This is a genomic window from Fimbriimonadales bacterium, assembly GCA_035559795.1.
GTDB lineage: Bacteria > Armatimonadota > Fimbriimonadia > Fimbriimonadales > ATM1 > DATMAR01.
On the sequence record DATMAR010000009.1, the window covers coordinates 59,103 to 77,239 of the forward strand.

The 18,137-nt window shown below is 46.7% G+C and carries 16 protein-coding genes; all 16 read left to right on the forward strand.

Features of this window, described 5'->3' with window-relative positions; translation table 11 throughout:
- Positions 1–10: 10 nt before the first annotated feature.
- The gene (locus VNK96_05825; GenBank protein ID HWP31223.1) at positions 11–1,546 is read left to right on the forward strand and encodes a glycosyltransferase family 39 protein; all 1,536 of its coding nucleotides are present in this window, start codon (positions 11–13) and stop codon (positions 1,544–1,546) included.
- 261 nt (positions 1,547–1,807) lie between these two features.
- Positions 1,808–2,308, forward strand: a complete 501-nt coding sequence (locus VNK96_05830; GenBank protein HWP31224.1) for a hypothetical protein — start codon at positions 1,808–1,810, stop codon at positions 2,306–2,308.
- Complete coding sequence (gene rsmH / locus VNK96_05835; GenBank protein ID HWP31225.1) at positions 2,305–3,240, forward strand: 16S rRNA (cytosine(1402)-N(4))-methyltransferase RsmH; 936 nt, start codon at positions 2,305–2,307, stop codon at positions 3,238–3,240. Before VNK96_05830 ends, rsmH begins: the two co-directional genes overlap by 4 nt.
- Positions 3,237–3,584: a hypothetical protein gene (locus VNK96_05840; protein ID HWP31226.1), complete on the forward strand. Its 348-nt coding sequence runs from the start codon at positions 3,237–3,239 to the stop codon at positions 3,582–3,584. The genes rsmH and VNK96_05840 overlap by 4 nt, the downstream gene beginning before the upstream one ends.
- A 43-nt stretch (positions 3,585–3,627) precedes the next feature.
- The gene (locus tag VNK96_05845) at positions 3,628–5,355 is read left to right on the forward strand and encodes a penicillin-binding protein 2 (protein ID HWP31227.1); all 1,728 of its coding nucleotides are present in this window, start codon (positions 3,628–3,630) and stop codon (positions 5,353–5,355) included.
- A complete protein-coding gene (locus VNK96_05850) occupies positions 5,330–6,826 on the forward strand; it encodes a UDP-N-acetylmuramoyl-L-alanyl-D-glutamate--2,6-diaminopimelate ligase (GenBank protein HWP31228.1) in 1,497 nt (498 codons plus the stop codon). Before VNK96_05845 ends, VNK96_05850 begins: the two co-directional genes overlap by 26 nt.
- Complete coding sequence (gene murF / locus VNK96_05855) at positions 6,807–8,171, forward strand: UDP-N-acetylmuramoyl-tripeptide--D-alanyl-D-alanine ligase (protein ID HWP31229.1); 1,365 nt, start codon at positions 6,807–6,809, stop codon at positions 8,169–8,171. The genes VNK96_05850 and murF overlap by 20 nt, the downstream gene beginning before the upstream one ends.
- Positions 8,164–9,069 carry a hypothetical protein gene (locus VNK96_05860; GenBank protein HWP31230.1) on the forward strand — a complete coding sequence of 302 codons (906 nt, stop codon included), beginning with the start codon at positions 8,164–8,166 and terminating at the stop codon, positions 9,067–9,069. Before murF ends, VNK96_05860 begins: the two co-directional genes overlap by 8 nt.
- Positions 9,066–10,466 carry a UDP-N-acetylmuramoyl-L-alanine--D-glutamate ligase gene (gene murD / locus VNK96_05865; GenBank protein ID HWP31231.1) on the forward strand — a complete coding sequence of 467 codons (1,401 nt, stop codon included), beginning with the start codon at positions 9,066–9,068 and terminating at the stop codon, positions 10,464–10,466. The genes VNK96_05860 and murD overlap by 4 nt, the downstream gene beginning before the upstream one ends.
- 34 nt (positions 10,467–10,500) lie before the next feature.
- On the forward strand, positions 10,501–11,682 hold the full coding sequence (locus VNK96_05870; protein ID HWP31232.1) for an FtsW/RodA/SpoVE family cell cycle protein: 1,182 nt from the start codon (positions 10,501–10,503) through the stop codon (positions 11,680–11,682).
- On the forward strand, positions 11,627–12,724 hold the full coding sequence (gene murG, locus VNK96_05875) for an undecaprenyldiphospho-muramoylpentapeptide beta-N-acetylglucosaminyltransferase (GenBank protein ID HWP31233.1): 1,098 nt from the start codon (positions 11,627–11,629) through the stop codon (positions 12,722–12,724). The genes VNK96_05870 and murG overlap by 56 nt, the downstream gene beginning before the upstream one ends.
- Positions 12,699–15,044, forward strand: coding sequence for a UDP-N-acetylmuramate--L-alanine ligase (gene murC / locus VNK96_05880; GenBank protein ID HWP31234.1), 2,346 nt, complete (start codon positions 12,699–12,701; stop codon positions 15,042–15,044). Before murG ends, murC begins: the two co-directional genes overlap by 26 nt.
- A gap of 55 nt (positions 15,045–15,099) precedes the next feature.
- Positions 15,100–15,762, forward strand: a complete 663-nt coding sequence (locus VNK96_05885; protein HWP31235.1) for a hypothetical protein — start codon at positions 15,100–15,102, stop codon at positions 15,760–15,762.
- Positions 15,763–15,765: 3 nt separating this feature from the next.
- Positions 15,766–16,500: a DUF881 domain-containing protein gene (locus tag VNK96_05890; GenBank protein ID HWP31236.1), complete on the forward strand. Its 735-nt coding sequence runs from the start codon at positions 15,766–15,768 to the stop codon at positions 16,498–16,500.
- Positions 16,497–16,874: a small basic family protein gene (locus tag VNK96_05895; GenBank protein ID HWP31237.1), complete on the forward strand. Its 378-nt coding sequence runs from the start codon at positions 16,497–16,499 to the stop codon at positions 16,872–16,874. The genes VNK96_05890 and VNK96_05895 overlap by 4 nt, the downstream gene beginning before the upstream one ends.
- A 1-nt stretch (position 16,875) precedes the next feature.
- Positions 16,876–18,111 (forward strand): cell division protein FtsA, encoded by a 1,236-nt coding sequence (gene ftsA, locus VNK96_05900; GenBank protein HWP31238.1) that lies wholly within the window; start codon positions 16,876–16,878, stop codon positions 18,109–18,111.
- The last annotated feature ends 26 nt before the right edge of the window (positions 18,112–18,137 follow it).

An 18,137-nucleotide genomic window follows, 5' to 3' on the forward strand; every position in this document is an offset into this window, starting at 1 on the left:
AATCAGTGCAATGAGCACCCCGCGGGGGCTTATCCTCTGGCTTTTCGTTTTTATCCCGTTATATGGGTTTTGGTCTTATGGTCTTTTTGATTTAGACGAAGGTCTTTACGCAGCGGCTACCAAAGAGATGCTCCTGTATCACAAGTGGGTCATTCCCACAATCGGGGGAGAGCCGTTTTTGGAAAAGCCGATTCTTTTGTATTGGTCGGTTCTTCCTTTCTTGAAAGTTGGCATGTTTGACATGCTTGCGTTGCGGTTGCCATCCGTTCTTGCTACCGTGCTTTTGATTGCGTTAGCGGTTCGGTTCGTCCACACGAGATTCGGAGAAAGCGCTGCCGTTCGTACTCTTTGCATTTGCGCCGCGTCGCCTTTGCTTATGGGTGTAGGTCGGATGATGATGCCTGATGCGCTATTCGCTTTGGCATTTTCCGGAGCGTGTTTTTCTTTTTGGAAATCATTAGAAGGAGAGAAGTTGTATCGAGTTCTTTCCAGCGTGCTTCTCGGTTTTGCGGTTCTCGCGAAAGGTCCTGTCGCTGTCGTTTTGTTTTCTCTTATTTTTCTCATCATATATTTTACAGAGCCGGAGGTTCGATTCGAATATCGAGGAAGATGGGGGTTATTTATTTTCGCGTTTATCTGTGTCCTTTCTACTTGGTACGTCCCTATCGGTATACAGCAAGGTAAAGAATTTTTAGGGGAATTCATCTGGAAGCAGAACATATTGCGCTTCTTAGGGGGGGATATAGCGCATCGAGCGCCATTATGGTTTTATATCCCGGTTTTTTTCGTTGCATTAGCACCGTGGAGTTTCGGAATTTTTTCCGTCTGGAGAAAAACGCGTAGTAAACCAACGGAACGCTTTTTTTGGATATGGGGATTATCAACTTTAATTTTCTTTAGTCTTAGCGGGAGCAAACTTCCTCATTACATATTGCCTGCGATTATTCCTTTTGCAGCGTTGTTCGGAATTGCAGAACTAAAAAAGCGTTTTTCTTGGGCAGCCGTCCTTTACGGTGCGATAGTTGCATTTGTATTTATTACTCAAGCGCCTAAGTCTTTTCCAGTTCTTAATGACATATTTGTTAGAATAGGAATTGGGGTGATTCTCGCAACCCTCTTTTCCGTAGTTTTGTATTTTTTAATGAGGAGAAGTTTTGTGCAAAATTTCGCCATAGGCTGGTCAATTACTGTTTTGTTGCTCGTCTGGGGGATGCCTAAATATTGGGAGCAGACACACGGTGATGTGTATCGTATTGGGCAAATTATTCGTTCGGAAGAGTCGCCCTTCATCGAATACCGCATGGACGGTATGGGTGAGCCGCTAAAGACCGCACACCCGAGTTTGTATTGGTATACATCTCGAACGGGTGAAAAGGTTCAGTGGCTCGAAGAACTCGTGAAAGTGGCTTCCCCCGGGAAACTGCTTCTAACTCGAAAGAATCGTCTGGGCAGAGGGGGGGAAGAAACTTTAAGGCAGTATGGGTTGAAGCTGAACCCTTTGGCTCTTTACGGTGATTTCGAACTCTATCGAGTTATAGAATGGTGATTCGCTCCCTTAAAAAATGTAGACAAGCGACGAGTTGTTGATACTTTTTAATGTAGACATTCACTGCAAAATCCAAAAATTCCCAAAAATCTTCTGCCCAGCGGTTTACATTCCCATTAAAGTGGTTTACAATGCCCATAGTCCTCAAGGATGTGGGGCTCTTGGGAAATAGTGCGGCGTTTCCCTCGAAATTGCTCGGGTCGGAAGGGCACACGGAGGTGCTTTTCGACCCATTTCCATCCTTTCGGATATTCGGAATAAATGGACTTTACCTCATACGCAGGCAACCCGATGCTCGGAAGACAGATTCTCGGTGTGGAAGGAGCTGTCATCGACGACAAAGGGCGTGTGCGTATACCGAGTAGACAAAAGGAGGCAATAGGACAAGACTTCGTTATAGCCGTGGTTTACGATGGTTGTTTGGGACTTTATCCGCAAGAGGTTTGGAATCGAAAAATAGCAGAGATCATCGCAACACCTGCATCGCATCCTGCGAGAGATGCGCATTTACGCGAAGTAGGTGCGTTTGCAGAACAAGGAATGAAATTCGACCCGCAAGGAAGGTTCGTGATACCACAAGGCTTACGCGATGTAACAGGCATGAACAGCGGAGAAGTGTTGTTGGTGGGTTGTGTGGACCATTTGGAAATTTGGCGAAAAGAAGATTTCGCTAAATACAGACAAAACCCAGAGGAATACATGACGAACGCAAAGAGACAAGAGCTCATGGAAAAACTTTGGAAGCGGCTAATGGAAAAGTGACGACACGAAAGCACTATCCCGTGATGCTCAGGGAAGTGCTTTATTATTTGAATATTCGAGAGGGGGCAACCCTCGTCGATGGAACAGTCGGACATGGTGGGCATGCGAAAGCAATGCTAACTGCAGCAGGAGAAAAAGGAACGCTCGTTGCAATGGATTGGGACGAAACGATGCTAAGGAAAGCAGAAGAAAATTTGAAAGACGTGCCGGGTAGGAAATTTTTCGTTCATGCGGATTTCCGTATGATGCCGAAAGTCCTCGAAGGTTTGAACATTTCTGGCGTTGACGGGATCCTTCTCGATTTCGGGGTGAGCATCGAGCATTTCGAGGATGCTTCGCGAGGGTTTTCGTTCTTAGCCGATGCTCCCTTGGACATGCGGATGAATCGGAGCGCAAAAGAAACGGCTGCATCGTTTTTGAATCGTGCGAGTCAGGGGGAAATCGAGCGCGTGTTGCGGGAATACGGGGGGGAACGATGGGCGAATCGAATTGCTCGAGCGATTATTCGCAGGCGAAAAGAAGGGCGCATGCATCGAACTCAGGATTTGGTAGATGCAGTGCTCGAAGCGATTCCACCGAAATACCGCGAGAAAAGAATCCACCCTGCGACGAGAACCTTTCAAGCGATTCGGATTGCCGTGAATCAAGAACTGCAGGACTTGCAAGAAGCAATTATGAATGCTGCTTTTTGTTTGAATCCGGGGGGGCGTATGGTTACCTTATCTTACCATTCGGGCGAAGACCGCGAAGCGAAGCTCGCCTTCCGAAAACTAACTAAAGAACACGGTTTTAAAACTCTAACCCCTCGCCCAGTGCGACCCTCTTCTGAAGAGGTTCGTGAAAATCCTCCCAGTCGCAGTGCGAGGTTACGAGCGATAGAACGAACGATACAACCAAACCAACAAAACTTCAAACAAAAGGAGACAGCATGAGCGCAATCGTACATCCCGGTTCACTAATAAAACCACGACGCAAGATACGCGTACGCAACCGAAAACGTATCGCGCTTTGGAATCTCGCCTTGTATGTAGCGGGAATAGCTTTCGGAAGCGCGATTCTAACGCTTTTCCTTCGATTCGGTTGCGTGTTCGCAATCGAATATGCACAAATGTCCGCGAAGCATGCCGAGCAAAGGTTGGAATCCGCGCAAAAAGAAGCAGTGATTCTTCGTAGAGAACTCGATGCCGCTACGAACGTGGCTGCCGTTCGAGAATGGGCAGAAATGAACGGCTTTCGCTTGCCTTTGAATATGGAAAGTGGCGTCGAAAAAAGTTGATAGAAGGAAACTTTTTACTGTAAATCGCGCAAATTTCGTATTTGTGCTGCTTGCAGCCTTATTCGTTTGCGTGTTAGGGAATCAGGCGCGTGTACAACTCCTCGAACGCAACGAGATTATCGCCCTCGCGAAGGAAAGAAAAAGGCTTTTCGTCACGGAAACTATCATTCCTACACGCGGGGAGATATTCAGCAAAGACGGAAAAGTTTTAGCAAGTGCATCGGATACTTGCCTGTTCGGAATCAATCGTGAACTCGTGCCCCGAACACCCACCTTCTTTTTCGAAGTCTCTTCGATTACAGGAGTATCAGCGGCAGAATTGATGGACTTCGATTCCGATTCGCAAAGAGGGGGGGTATGGGAAGTGGAACTGAGTCGCGATAAAATCGCTCGCTTATTAGAAATAAAATCTCGTTATCTCGCGGATGGGCTTTGGGTGCAATCAGGGGGGGGAAACAGAGAGTATCCATTCGGAGCGGTTGCAGCGAGTGTAGTGGGATATTTGCAAGATGGTATACCGCGCTCTGGAATCGAAAAGTCTCTCGATAAATTGCTTTCCGGAAATCCAGGAAAACTCGTAGGAATGACGGATAAAGAGGGAGATTTTCTCCCTTGGTTGATGTCCGAAGAAACGAAACCAGGACAAGATGGAAGCGACGTCGTTTTAACGATAGATTCAGAAATCCAAAGAATTGCTTACGAATCCGTCTCTTATGCTTGTAAAAAACATAAAGCCGATGCCGGTGTCGCCGTGGTTTTAGACCCGAAAACTGGCGATTTGCTTGCGTTGGCTGCTTTTCCGAGTTTCGAAGATTCGCAAGCCGAACGCGAATGGAGTTCTGCCATTAAGGGTGAGCGAATTTCGCCGGAGTTGAATCCCGGTGTGGGATTGCGTTTCGAACCCGGCTCTGTATTTAAAGTCTTCACGTTGGCTTTAGGGTTGGAAAGCGGAGTGATTCTCCCAGGTGAAACGGTTTATTGCGGTGGTAAAAAGCAGTTTTCCGCAGCGACGATCCATTGTTCAGGAGACCACAGTCTCAAATCGCATGGTTCTGTAGGAGTGCAGCGCTGTATGGAGGTGAGTTGCAACGTCGCGGCGGCGACTTGGGGAGTAGAAATCGGCTTCGAGCGCTTCGCGAGGATGGTGGAAAAACTCGGTTTATTACAATCTCCTGGCATCATGCTAAAACCAGAAGTCCCCGGTGAGATAAACTATCATGATTGGAATAAAACCATCCAAATGGCGAATCTCGGCTTTGGACAGTCTATTAATGTTACACCTGTCGGATTAGCGAGTGCGCTTAGTGTTTTTGCAAATGACGGCATTATGGTTAGACCTCGTTTGGTGCATTCGATAGGCGGACGATTCACGAAATCTTCGGAAAAAAGCACCGTTTTCAAACCTGAGACAGCGAACAAAATTTTAATAATGATGGAAAAGGTCATTCACGGCGAGGAAGGTACCGGAAAGAAATTGCGAATTCCTGGTTACACGTTAGCAGGTAAGTCGGGAACTGCGCAAAAACGAGATGCATTGACGAGAACTTCGACAAGGCAAAGATACGTGAGTTGGTTCGTAGGTTTCGTTCCCGCTATGCATCCGAAGGTGGTGATCGTTGTTGCAATCGATAATCCCACTTCGGGCACGTATTACGGTGCAGCGGTCGCTGGTCCTGTTTTTAGAGATATTGCCGCATTTTTAATTCAGAAGTACGAAATCCCCCCCGATAGACCAGAGGAACTTTATGCAATTGAGAAGCGCAAGAATTAATGAATTTTCGGGTGTTCGTGCTGTGTTCAAAGATGCGGAGATTCGTGGAATCACGATAGATTCGAGAAACGTAAACCGTGGCGATTTGTTTATTTGTTTGAAAGGACAAAAGACAGATGGGCATGCATATATCGAAGATGCGGTTTCGAAAGGCGCTGTTGCGGTAGTCGTATCTTCCAAGGAAGCATTTTTGCGATGTGTGCAGAAAAGTGTCCCCGTAATATGGGTTCGCGATACGAATGATTTTTGTTGGGAGTTTAGTGCGTTATTTTATGGGAATCCTTCGGAAAAATTAACCGTAATCGGGGTAACCGGGACAAATGGCAAAACGACGACCGCGTGGCTGCTCTATCAGATTATAAACACACTCGGGCGTCGCGCTGCTTATATGGGAACTTTGGGAGTCGCTTTCGATAGTGAATGGCGCGATTCTTCATTTACGACTCCGTTCCCACCCGAAATACAAAAAACTCTTCGCGAACTCGTAGACGCTGGAGCGGATACCGTGGTCATGGAAGTCTCTTCGCACGCTCTTCATCAGCGGAGAGTGGATGGAGTACAGTTCGATGTCGGAATTTTTACGAATTTAAGCCAAGACCATTTCGATTACCATTCCGGTATGGAAGACTATTTTCGAGCGAAGTCTCGCCTTTTTTGCGATTTACCTAATGCCAAAAAAATTGTCACGGTCGCTTATGCGGACGACCCTTACGGAAAACGTCTTTTGGAAAGCGCAAATAGCGGAATCGGTTTCGGTTCTGAAAATACGGATTTGAGAGTCCTTTCATCGAAGATCGATATTCATCGCCTCGAATTCGAGATTTCTTGGAAAGGGGAATCTGCAGTTGTCGAAGTGTCTTTGGGGGGGCACTTCAATGTGAACAACTGTTTGGCAGCCATAGCCGGCGCTCTCGCTTTGAATTTTCCCCTTTCGAAAATCCTCGATGCGCTTAAAAAAGTAAAACCTGCACCTGGACGTTTCGAAACGATAACGAGCGAAGAAGGATTTCATATTATCGTAGACTACGCGCATACACCCGATGCTTTGGAAAAACTTTTAAATTCTGTTCGTGCGCTTCGACCATCACGTATTTTGACGGTGTTCGGATGCGGTGGGGATAGAGACAGAAACAAACGCCCGAAAATGGCGTCTGTTGTTTCCTCTCTTTCGGATCTCGTTTACGTTACCAGTGACAACCCGCGAACCGAAAATCCGATGAAAATTATCGAAGAAATCGTGCAAGGTTTGCATCCGGACGTGGTTTCGAAAATCGAACCAGACCGCGCGAAGGCAATTCATGATGCAGTATTCGAAGCGAAGTCCGGCGATATCGTAGTCATCGCCGGAAAAGGACACGAAACCTACCAAATCATCGGCACCACGAAACATCCCTTCGACGATAGGGTCATCGCGCGCAAAGCTCTCGAAGAAAGAAAAAAAGAAAGAAAAGATGCAATTAAAACTGTCTGAAATCGCAGAAATTACTGGTGGAAAATGTTCCGGACCGGATAGAGAAGTGCACGGTATTGCTGTCGACAGTCGTCACGTGAAAAAAGGTGATTTGTTCGTTGCAGTTGTAGGAAACAACGCAGATGGGCACTATTTTATTCACGATGCTTTCCAACGGGGGGCGGTGGGGGCATTGGTGAGTAAGGAAATAGAAAAAAAATTTCCTCATGTCCGAGTTTCCTCGGTAGTCCAGGCATTAGCAGAAATTGCAAGCACGATTCGAGATTCGTTTCATGGCAAAGTCGTTGCCATAACAGGAAGTGTCGGAAAAACGACCACGAAAGAGTTATTAGCAGCGGCATTAGGAGATTCCACTACTGTATTGAAATCGGAAGGAAATCTCAACACGGAATACGGTTTGCCCATCACTTGGATGAAACTCGAGCAGAGTCATCGCTATGCTGTTTTGGAAATGGCAATGCGTGGAAAAGGACAGATTGCGCATCTTTGTTCGTTTAGTCGTCCGCATATCGGTGTCATTACATCTATAGGAACCGCGCATATCGGCGAATTAGGTTCTCGGGAGGAAATTATTAAAGCGAAGGCGGAACTGTTGGAATCCCTTCCTAAAGAAGGTCTTGCCATTTTGCCAATGGGAGAAGATTTCGATGCGCTTTCTCATTATTCGAATTGCAAGGTTTTATCGTTCGGTGAGCAACCCAACGCAGATGTACGTGTGCTGTCATCTCTTATTTATCTCGAAAACAATACAACAGAAATCGAAATAGAAATCAAAAACCAACGATTCTCGGGGCGAATTCCCGGTCTCGGCAGACATCAGGCAATCAATGCTTCCGCTGCGCTCGCCGTTTGTATCGCGCTCGGAATCGAACCGCAAATGGCTTTGCAAAGAATGCAAAACGCAGAACTTCCGAATGATAGATTGCGCGCAGTCGAATGTTGCGGGGCGACTTTGTTAGTGGACGTTTATAACTCGAGTCCAGAATCTTGTAAAGAAGCATTGAAGATTCTTTCGGACGCTGAAGGATTTTCTCGAAAAATCGCCATTTTAGGAGACATGCTGGAGTTAGGTGAGTTTGCCGAGTTTGCGCATCGAGAAATAGGCAAACTCGTTTCTTCTTCCGATATAGATGTTCTCGTCACGGTGGGGGAGTTGGCACCTTGGATTTTGGAGGAAGCAAAAACGCGTGGATATAAGGGAATAGGAATGAGCGTTCCTTCCTCGAGCGAGGTGGCACGTATTTTAGAGAATTTGGAGCCAGGCGATTTGGTGCTCATCAAAGGCTCTCGTCGTTTGCAATTGGAAAAGGCGTTGCCGCAAGAGGGGGGGCTCATCAATGTTTGAGCATGTGGTTAACGCATTTTGGATTTCTTTTTTCGTATCGGCGATTCTCTCGTATCCTTGTATATTTCTTTTAAAGAAAGTAAACGCTCGTGCGAAAGTCAGTCCTTTTCTTCCGGCACATCAGCAAAAAGAGGGGACACCGAATATGGGGGGGATTTTCGTTTTGGTGGGAATATTCGTTGCGATGGCGCTCTTCAATGGATTCGAAAATCGCGAGAATGTTTTGATTTCGTATTTGATCTTTACTTTTGCTTTGATTGGTTTCGTAGACGATTATTTAGTCCCTCGTTTCACGACGAAAAGGGGATTAGGATGGACGATAAAACTCGCAATGCAAGCCCTTGCAGCAAGTTGTTATGTTTGGATGCTCGGATTCCGTCCGGAAGCATGGCTTGCGGCATTTTTCGTGTTGACCTTCGCGAATGCGGTGAATTTTACGGACGGCCTCGATGCGCTCGTAACGATGACTCTGTGGATTGCTTTAATCCCGTTTTTGGTTTATTTTTATTCTGATGGGAATCGCGCTCTTCTCATCGTTTCTTTGGCGATTCTCGGTTCCTTGTTACCTTTTCTTTACTTCAATGCCCCCCCTGCGAAAATTTTCATGGGAGATGTGGGGGCATTGGCGCTCGGAGCGGTTTACGGTCATCTTTTTTCTACGACTCCTTACAAAACCCAAACTTGGCCATGGCTCACCTCTGGGGTATTTCTATTAGAACTCGTGCTCGTCCCCATTCAAATCGGAGCCGTGAAAACACTCAAAAGACGCATCTTCCCAGCGACTCCATTTCATCACTCTCTCGAAGCATTGGGATGGCCTGAATCACGCGTGTTATGGGCAATGATTCTTTTGCAAATGATTTTAACTTCAATGGCATTCACGGTGATGTTTTTATGAGTGATTACAAAAAACGAAATGTCTTTCAGAATCAAAGAATCGTCGTCATCGGTCTTGGAAAGGCTGGGACCGGCATGGCGAGAGTTCTAAAGGCAAAAGGTGCGCAAGTTACGGTAGTGGACGAAAAATCCGCAGACTCTCAGAAACTCTTCGAACCGTTAGACGAGATGGCGAAATTGGACATTCCTGTAATCACGAGTTGGACCGGAGAATTGGAATGGAGCGAATGGGATGGTGTAGCGTGTTCTCCGGGCGTTCCGAGCAAACATCCGACTTTGCAAGAAGCGTTGCGAAGAGGAATTCCTTTATATAGCGAAACGGAAATCGCTTATCGTATCGCTGAGTCTCCGATAATCGCGATAACCGGAACGAACGGAAAGAGCACAGTCACTGCACTTACATATTGGATTTTGCAAAAAGCGGGGAAGAAGGCAATTTTATGCGGAAACATCGCAGGCTCTGGATATCCCGAATATACGATTACCGAAGCGGCATTGAATGGTGATACGGATTCGATATTGGTAGCCGAAGTGAGTTCTTTTCAATTGGAATGGATTTCGGAATTTCGTCCTAAAGCAGCGACGATAACGCAAATCGTAGAAGACCATCTCGATAGATACGAGAGTCTTCGTGAATATGCCGCGACTAAACATAAAATCTTTCGCAACATGAAAGACGGCGATGTCGTCGTTTTCAATACATTTCGACCGGAAACGAAACCCGAAGTCCCTTCTTCGGCTCGTGTTTTGAAGATTGGCGCGCAAGATGAGGATGCGCAATTAGACGCGCAGGCGCAAATATCTGGGCAAGATGTGTATTTTCCGCAGGGTAATACTTCCATCTCTCTTTCGGAACTTTGGGATGCATCCCCCCATAATTTGGAAAACGCCGCAACGGCGGGGCTTTTGGCAAATGTTTTCGGTGTGACTTTTTCCGAAATACGCGAAGGTGTGCTTTCGTTTCGCCCCCTCCGTAACCGAATGGAATTTCTCGGCGAAAGAAACGGAGTTCGCTACATCAACAACAGTATGTGCACGAATCCGACAGCATTGAAGGCTTCTTTGGAGGCAATGGATTCGTCTACTTTATTATTAGCAGGTGGCATCGCGAAGGTGAAAGATTACTCGATGATATCTTCCGTAAAAAATAGAATCAAAAAAGCCTACTTGTTCGGTCGTGACGGTGCGTATTTGAAAGAAGTTTTCGAAAAGATGGGCGTAAAAAGCGCAAGGTTCGATACTTTACGAGAAGCATTCGAATCGGCTCAAAGCGAGGCAAAACCGCGCGAAACGATATTGCTTGCACCGAGTTGCGCCAGTTTCGACCAATTCGAAAGCTTCATGGAACGTGGCGAATTGATGCGCAAACTCGTAGAGGAGGTAGTTCGAGTTGGATAAAGGGCGACAAGGAAGAAACCTGCCCGGGGATCGTTTGCTATCGTGGCTTGTACTTATTGCCATACTCTTGGGTTTGTTTGTCGTTTTCGACACCAGTTATATCATGTTATTTAAAGGAGGCTCTTGGTCTTCCTTTGCGATTGTCAAACATGTGTTATGGGTGATACTAAGTGGTGTCGTATATTATTTTTTTACGAAACTACCACCAGAAATTCTAAGGGGTATTTCGAAACCCTTGTATTTCCTGGGATTAGTCGCATGTATACTCGTGTTTATTCCTGGTGTAGGGATAGAATCAGGGGGGGCAAAAAGATGGTTCGGAGTCGAACCATTTAGAATCCAACCTTCGGAATTTCTGAAACCGCTGACGATTTGGTTTTTAGCGGCGATGTGTCTCTATAAATTTCCAAGTTATCCGAAAAGCGTCCGTCATTTCGGTGAATGGATGGATAATCGCTTCGTAATTTTCTTGCGTAGAAATTGGCATTGGCTTATCGTGGGAATATCTGTTTTGGTTATAGAAAGGCAACCGGATTTGGGCACGGCGGCAATGGTGGGAGTTATCGCTATCGGAATCATGATTTACTCTCCCATAAAAGGAAGGGTTATCGCATTAGTGCTTCTTTTTGCCCTTCTTATGGGTACGGTATTTACGATATCCGAGGATTATAGGGGGGGGAGATTTCGCACATGGCTCCATCGCTGGGATGCTTCTGTTGTTGACGGTCCAGGCTATCAATCCGCACAGTCCGAATTAGCGATGGCAATCGGGGGAGTTACCGGTGTAGGTCCTCCGAAGGGAAGAGCGAAAAGGGTTCTTCCTGCTGCAAGCACCGATTTCGCTTTCACTACCATTGCAGAAGAAGCGGGATTTATCGGCTCAATTATCGTCATTTCTCTCTTAGCCGCTATCTCTCTTCGTCTTGTTCTTCTTGCTTCCCTATCTCAAGACGCATTTTCTCGATTGGTTATAGGAGGCACTGGTTGGTGGATTGGTATCCAAAGCGTTTTGAATCTATCCATGGTCGGTTCATTGCTCCCCCCCATCGGTGTGCCTTTGCCTTTTTTGAGTTATGGTGGAAGCAGTTTGTTGGCGTTGATGATGGCTCTCGGAGCGTCTCAAGCCATGATTCATAGACGTGTGTATAAGGAGGCGCCCATTGAAACTCGTCGTGACCGGCGGAGGTACAGGAGGGCACGTCTATCCCGCGCTTGAAGTCGCTCTCGAAGCACGAGCGAATAAACACGACGTTCTCTATATCGGAAGTATAAGAGGACAAGAATCCAATGCTTGTAGTAAAAGCGATATCGAATTTATCGGATTGAACGCTCGCTCTTTGGGGAGTTTGTGGAAGCCTTCCGGTTGGCGTTCGTTGATCCTTTTTTTGCGCGCGACTTATCGAGCGCGTAAAATCTTAACGGACTTTTCGACAGACTTGGTCTTTTCAACGGGGGGGTATTCTGCCGCTCCGGTTTTATATGCTGCGTCTAAAGTCGGTACGAAAATCGTACTTCACGAACAAAACACCATACCGGGACGAACGCATCGTTACGCAGCGCGTTTCGCGAAATATGTTTGCATCGTTTTCGAAGAAACACGCAATGCATTTCCCGATAAAACTGTACGCACCGGTCTCCCTTTGCGAAAAACGCTTTTACTAAAAGCGAAAGCCGAAAAACCCTCCGCATCACAAAAATTTTTCACCCTTTGCATGGGTGGTTCTCAAGGTGCGAGCGTTATTAACGAAGCCGTTTTGACGATCGTGTTGCGAGCCGATCCCGAAAAAACAGAATGGCTTCATGTTTGCGGTCCTGCTCTTTTCGAATCTTGCGCAAAAGCCGCTCGACGACTCTGTATGCCCGAGAATTATCGGCTGAAAGCGTTTTTAGAAGGAAACGAACTCGCAGAAGTCCTCTTTCGTGCCGACTTGGCGATATCACGAGCGGGAGCAGGGGCTATTTCTGAGTTCGCTCTCTTCGGTATCCCAGCAATCTATATCCCATACCCTTATGCTTATGCGAATCACCAAATGGAAAACGCTAAAGCCATTGAGAAAATTGGGGGCGGAACGGTCATCCCGCAACGAGAACTGATTCCGGAGAGGTTAGAATCTGTATGGAAAGAATGGATGTCGGATTCTTCTCGCAGGAAGCAAGCATCTATAAATTTAAAGGAATGGTCCATTCCTGATGCCACGCAAAGGGTAATGAAAATCATCGAAGAAGTCGTAAATGAGAACGCAGGCAGAAATAGATAAATCGTTTTCCGAATCAGTATCCCTACCGGAAACCGGAAGGATTCATTTCATCGGTATCGGTGGTGCTGGGATGAGCGCTATCGCAAGAATCCTCCTCCATCGAGGAAGAGAAGTTTCAGGGACAGATTTGGTTCCTTCGGGTGTTCTCGACGAACTGCGCGTACGTGGTGCAGACATTTCCATCGGACACGATGCCCAAAAAGTATTCGGAGCGTCCGCTGTCGTCGTTACCGATGCAGTGGATTTGAAAAGTAATCCAGAAGTGTCGGTAGCGAAAGAACTCGGTTTGCCTTTATTGCGACGCTCGCAAGCATTGGCTGATTTGTTGAAAAACTATCGCGTAATCGCGGTTACGGGAACTCATGGCAAGAGCACGGTAACGGCGATGATTGGCCACATTTTGGAATCTCATTCGTTTGACCCGATGGTGGTAATCGGTGCTGACTCCGTCGCTTATGGCAGCAACGTGCGAATAGGAAATGGCGAGTATGCAGTCGTCGAGGCATGCGAGGCTTATAACTCCTTTTTAGATTTGACTCCTGAAATCGTCGTGTTGACGAATTTAGAACCGGAGCATCTCGATTTTCATAAAAATTGGGAAAACCTTTTATCGAGTGTCGAGGAATTCGTCAAAAAGGCTCGAGGTACGCCGAAATTCATCTATTGTGCGTGCGATGAGGGTGCTTCGAAAGTCGCCCATCGTGTACAAGGGGGGGTGCCCTATGATTTTTCATTAAAACCTTGGGATGCCGTTTACGACAAGGGGACTTTGAGAACATCTTTCGGGGATTTTCGATTGCAACAATTCGGCAGACACAATGCATTGAATGCGCTCGCAGCAGTAACAGCAGCAGAATGTCTCTCGATTCCATCTGAATCCGCTCTACAGTCTTTACTTTCGTATCGTGGATTGAAACGCCGCATGGAGAAAATCGGAGAAAGAGACGGAGTAATCGTATACGACGACTACGCTCATCACCCGACAGAAATTCGTGCGACCCTCGATGCATTTCGTGAGTTCTATCCGGAGAAACGCCTTGTCGTCGCTTTTCAACCGCATTTATATTCGCGCACACGCGATTTTCTCGATGGATTCATCGAAGCGTTGTGTAAAGCGGATGTAGTTTTTCTGACGGATATCTATCCGGCGCGCGAAGAACCCATACCGGGAATTTCTTCTACGTTGATTTGTGAAGGCTTAGAGAAATCAAAGAAAGAATGTTTCCATGAAGCATCGAAACATTTCCTCCCTCGAACGGTAGCGAACTATGTTCGAACGGGGGATGTCGTTATTGGAATGGGTGCTGGGGATATCGAAGCGTTCGCACCGAATCTCTTGAAAGAAATTGCAAGAAAGAGCGAACCGCTTCGAGTGGGGGTTTTTTGCGGAGGACAATCCACAGAGAGAGAAGTCTCGAAATCAGGGGGAATTAATGTCGCAAATGCTTTGAAACGAAAAGGATACCGAGTAGAACTTTACGACCCAAGCGAACTATTAATCGGACAAGGCAACGTTCAGAGTTTGACGGGTGTAGAGCGACCAGATATCGTGTTTTTGCTTCTTCATGGAACGTCAGCAGAAGATGGCACGATACAGGGATTTTTAGAACTTTTGCGAATACCTTATACGGGGAGCGGAGTTTTGCCGAGTGCTACAGCGATAGATAAATACCGAACGAAACAAATCCTTTCCGCTCATGGTATCCCTACACCGAGAGCGAAACTCCTATCGTTAGCCAGCCATGCAGTCCATCCTCCATTTACTGATATGGGGGGTTGGGAAGCCTTTCCAATCGTTGTGAAACCCAACCGTCAAGGTTCAACGATAGGCTTGGGAATCGCTCGCGAACGAAAAGAATTGGAAAAATGTATCGAAGTAGCAAGCAAATACGATTCCCAAGTTTTGTTAGAAGAATACATCGAAGGTGTAGAAATCACGGCGCCGGTTTTGGACGACGAACCGCTGCCTATTGTGGAGATCCGCCCAAAATCGGGTTCGTATGATTTCATGGCGAAATACACTCCGAATGCGACCGAAGAAATCGTTCCCGCTAACATTTCGAAAAAAGCGGAAGAAAACGCGAAACGTTATGCACTCGATGCACATCGAATTCTCGGTCTTGCAGATTTCAGTCGCAGCGATATGATCGTTCGTGGTGACGAAGTCTTTTTCTTGGAGGTTAATACGATTCCTGGAATGACACCTACCTCGTTGCTTCCGCGTTCCGCGAGTGCGGCGGGAATCGCTTTCGATGAACTGTGTTGCAGGATTTTAGAATCTGCGTTAAAGCGTTATGGCATCGAAAAGAAAAAAACGTAGTTTTGAATTAGGTAATTTTTGGCGTCCCTTTTGGGCATTTTATTGGGCTGTCTCGTTGCCTATTGTAATTATCGCGGGATTGTTCACGAGTGATTTGACTTCTCTGACTATCGTGCGCGTTTCCGGTGCTGATAAAAACGATGAACAACGAATAAGAAAGATATTGCAGTCGTATAAAAATATTCCTGCATTGCAAATACCTACTGCAGAGGTCGAATCGCTCATCGAATTGAATCCGAAGATAAAAGTATCGAAGTTCGAGGTTAACGTTTTCGGTCGCGCGCATTTGCACATCGAAAAGCGTAAAGCCATAGCCTCAATAATAGGAAGACCGGGGATGGGTGCTGACATCGAAGGAAAAGTCTTCCCCGTATCGAAGGGTTCCATGCCCAAAATAGGCATAGGGGAGAAAGTACAGGATTACAATCCATTCTTTAGCATATGCAACCCGAACCCCTATTTCGAAGCCTTGCAACTGGCAGAAAAACTTCAAGTTCACCTGCCGAAACTTGAAGGAAACCTTGATTTGGACTTCCAAAGTCGTCTATGCTTTTATGTCAAGGGTGGAAAGTGTCGAGTGCTTTTCGGAAGCGGTAGGCGGCTGGATGAAAAAGTCGAGGTTCTCGAACGGGCTCTCGATTCTCAGCCCGACCTGTTGGAGAGCGTTAGAGTCGTTAACTTGGTCGAGCCCGATTACCCTGTAGTGGTCGAAGAATAAAATATGCAAATTAATTTTGTAAAATTTCCGCAATGGATGATGCCAGTAACTCTGGTTGCCTTGCTCATGGGCTTTCTTCTCGTTTCTTCACATTTAAGTTACGGTCCTCAATCGAGTGGAGCGCCGCGGATGTACGGCGCACCGGAAGGACGCGGTGCGGGCGCTAGCCTTGCTCGTTCCCTCGATGAGAAAGATAACGAAATCAACAAACTTCGGGAAGAAATCACGCAGTTGCAAAACGCTTTAGCGAATCAGTCTCGACAGGCAAAAGTTCTCAACGAGAGTTTGCAAGAGGCGAAGTTATTGGCAGCGCTTACCGAAGTCGAAGGACCCGGTGTCGAAATTATTTTAAAAGACAGCGAAAAACAATCGGACAACCCATGGCAATATGTAATCCACGACGATGACGTGATTCGCGTCGTGAACGAACTTTGGTTAGCAGGCGCTGAAGCGATTGCCGTCAATAATCAACGAATTTCCATAACTACTGCATTTCGATGTGAAGGTCCGGTGATTTATGTAGGGCGCGTTCCCATTTCGTCGCCCGTTGTCATTCGCGCAATTGGCGACCCCGAGACTCTTATGGGTGCACTCAACATGCCGGGAAGATATTTGAACGAAATTCGTACGGTAGACCCTAAAATGGTCGAAATCCATAAGCGCTATAAAATGGTCTTGCCGGCATATACCGGCTCGACAGAGTTCCGTCACGCAAGAAGCACAGTACCGAAACAATGATTTTATTAATTCCGATTTTGGCTTTAGTTATTGGCGGTCTTCTCGCCTTTTTCGTGGGTGGGTGGGAAAACATCCCGAGAGAATATATCGGAGTGGCTACTTTAGCAGGGATTGACACCGTCTTCGGCGGGTTGCGAGCAGGACTCGAAGGTCGCTTTCGAAACGACCTTTTCATGTCGGGCTTTTTCGTAAATATTCTCCTTGCTGTCGGTTTGGTCGCCCTCGGTTTCGCCATCGGAGTCGAAGAACTCTATCTCGCTGCCGTTATCACTTTGGGAGGCAGACTTTTCCTTAACCTCTCCCTCATTCGAAGACATTACATCACCAAAATTACAGACGCAATGGCAAGAAAAAAATTAGAGGTGGGGCGCTAACATGGAATCCATAGCCGCTATAGACATAGGCTCTACGAAAGCCCTTACTCTTATCGTCGATGTAGACGAAAAGGGAAATACGCGTGTCGTCTCTACCGGCTCATCCCCTTGCAGAGGGCTCAAGAGGGGAACCGTCAATGATATCGAGGAAACCGCCCAAGCCGTCGTCAATTCCGTAAGACGATGCGAACAAATGGCAGGGAGAAAAATCAATAACGTCGTCATTTCCGTAACGGGGGAACATATCCAAGGACAAAACTCCAAAGGAATCATCCCCTTAATCCCCCCCCATCGCACGATTACTCGTGAAGACGTCAATCGAGTCATAAACCACAGCAAACAAATCGTCTTACCCTCCGACCGTGAATTGATCCACGCCTTGCCCAGAGCCTTTAAAGTAGATTCGCAGGACGGAATCGAAAGACCTTTCGGAATGAGTGGAGAAAGATTAGAAGTCAGCACGCACCTCGTTCATGGGCAAATTACGCATATCCAAAACCTCGAACGATGCGTCAATCGTGCTCAAATCGAAGTGGACCAAGTTGTCTTTAGCCCGATCGCCAGTGGGCTTGCTGTGCTCGAACCGAATGAAATCGAATCCGGAGTTTTACTCTTGGATATCGGGGGGGGAACGACGGACATCGCCCTTTATACGGAAGGCAGTCTGGCATTTAGTGCAACCATTCCCGTCGGTTCGGGTCACATCACTTCGGATATCTCGAAACTTCTCAAGACGTCGCGCGAAGAAGCAGAAAGATTGAAAATTTCGTCCGGCTCTTGTCTTCCCGATAACATCGGTAAAGGAGAAGTGGTTGCAGTAACTCAATTGGGAATGGATTCCCCTCGTCCGTTTCCACGATCCGTGTTAGCAGAAATTATCACCGCGAGAGTGGATGAAATTCTTTACCTCGTTAGTGAACTTTTGGAAAAATCCGGTTTTGCTCTTCGTCAGGTCTCAGGGTGCGTTCTCACCGGAGGCGGAAGTAAATTAACCGGTCTATCTCAAATGGCAGAAAAGACGCTCAATGGAATTCCCACTCGTATAGGAACACCAAAACAATTAGGTGGTTTAAGCGACATGGTATCCGGTCCAGAACACGCAACAGCGGTAGGATTAGTGCTTCATGAACTGAAAATGCGAGAAGAAAAAACCGTCTCGGCAGAAGTCGGAGATTGGCGTCGATTTTTTGCGCCACTCAAAACGCTTTTCGGAACTAAGGCAGGAACGAATAAATGAATCGAATAAATAATAACTCGAAAATA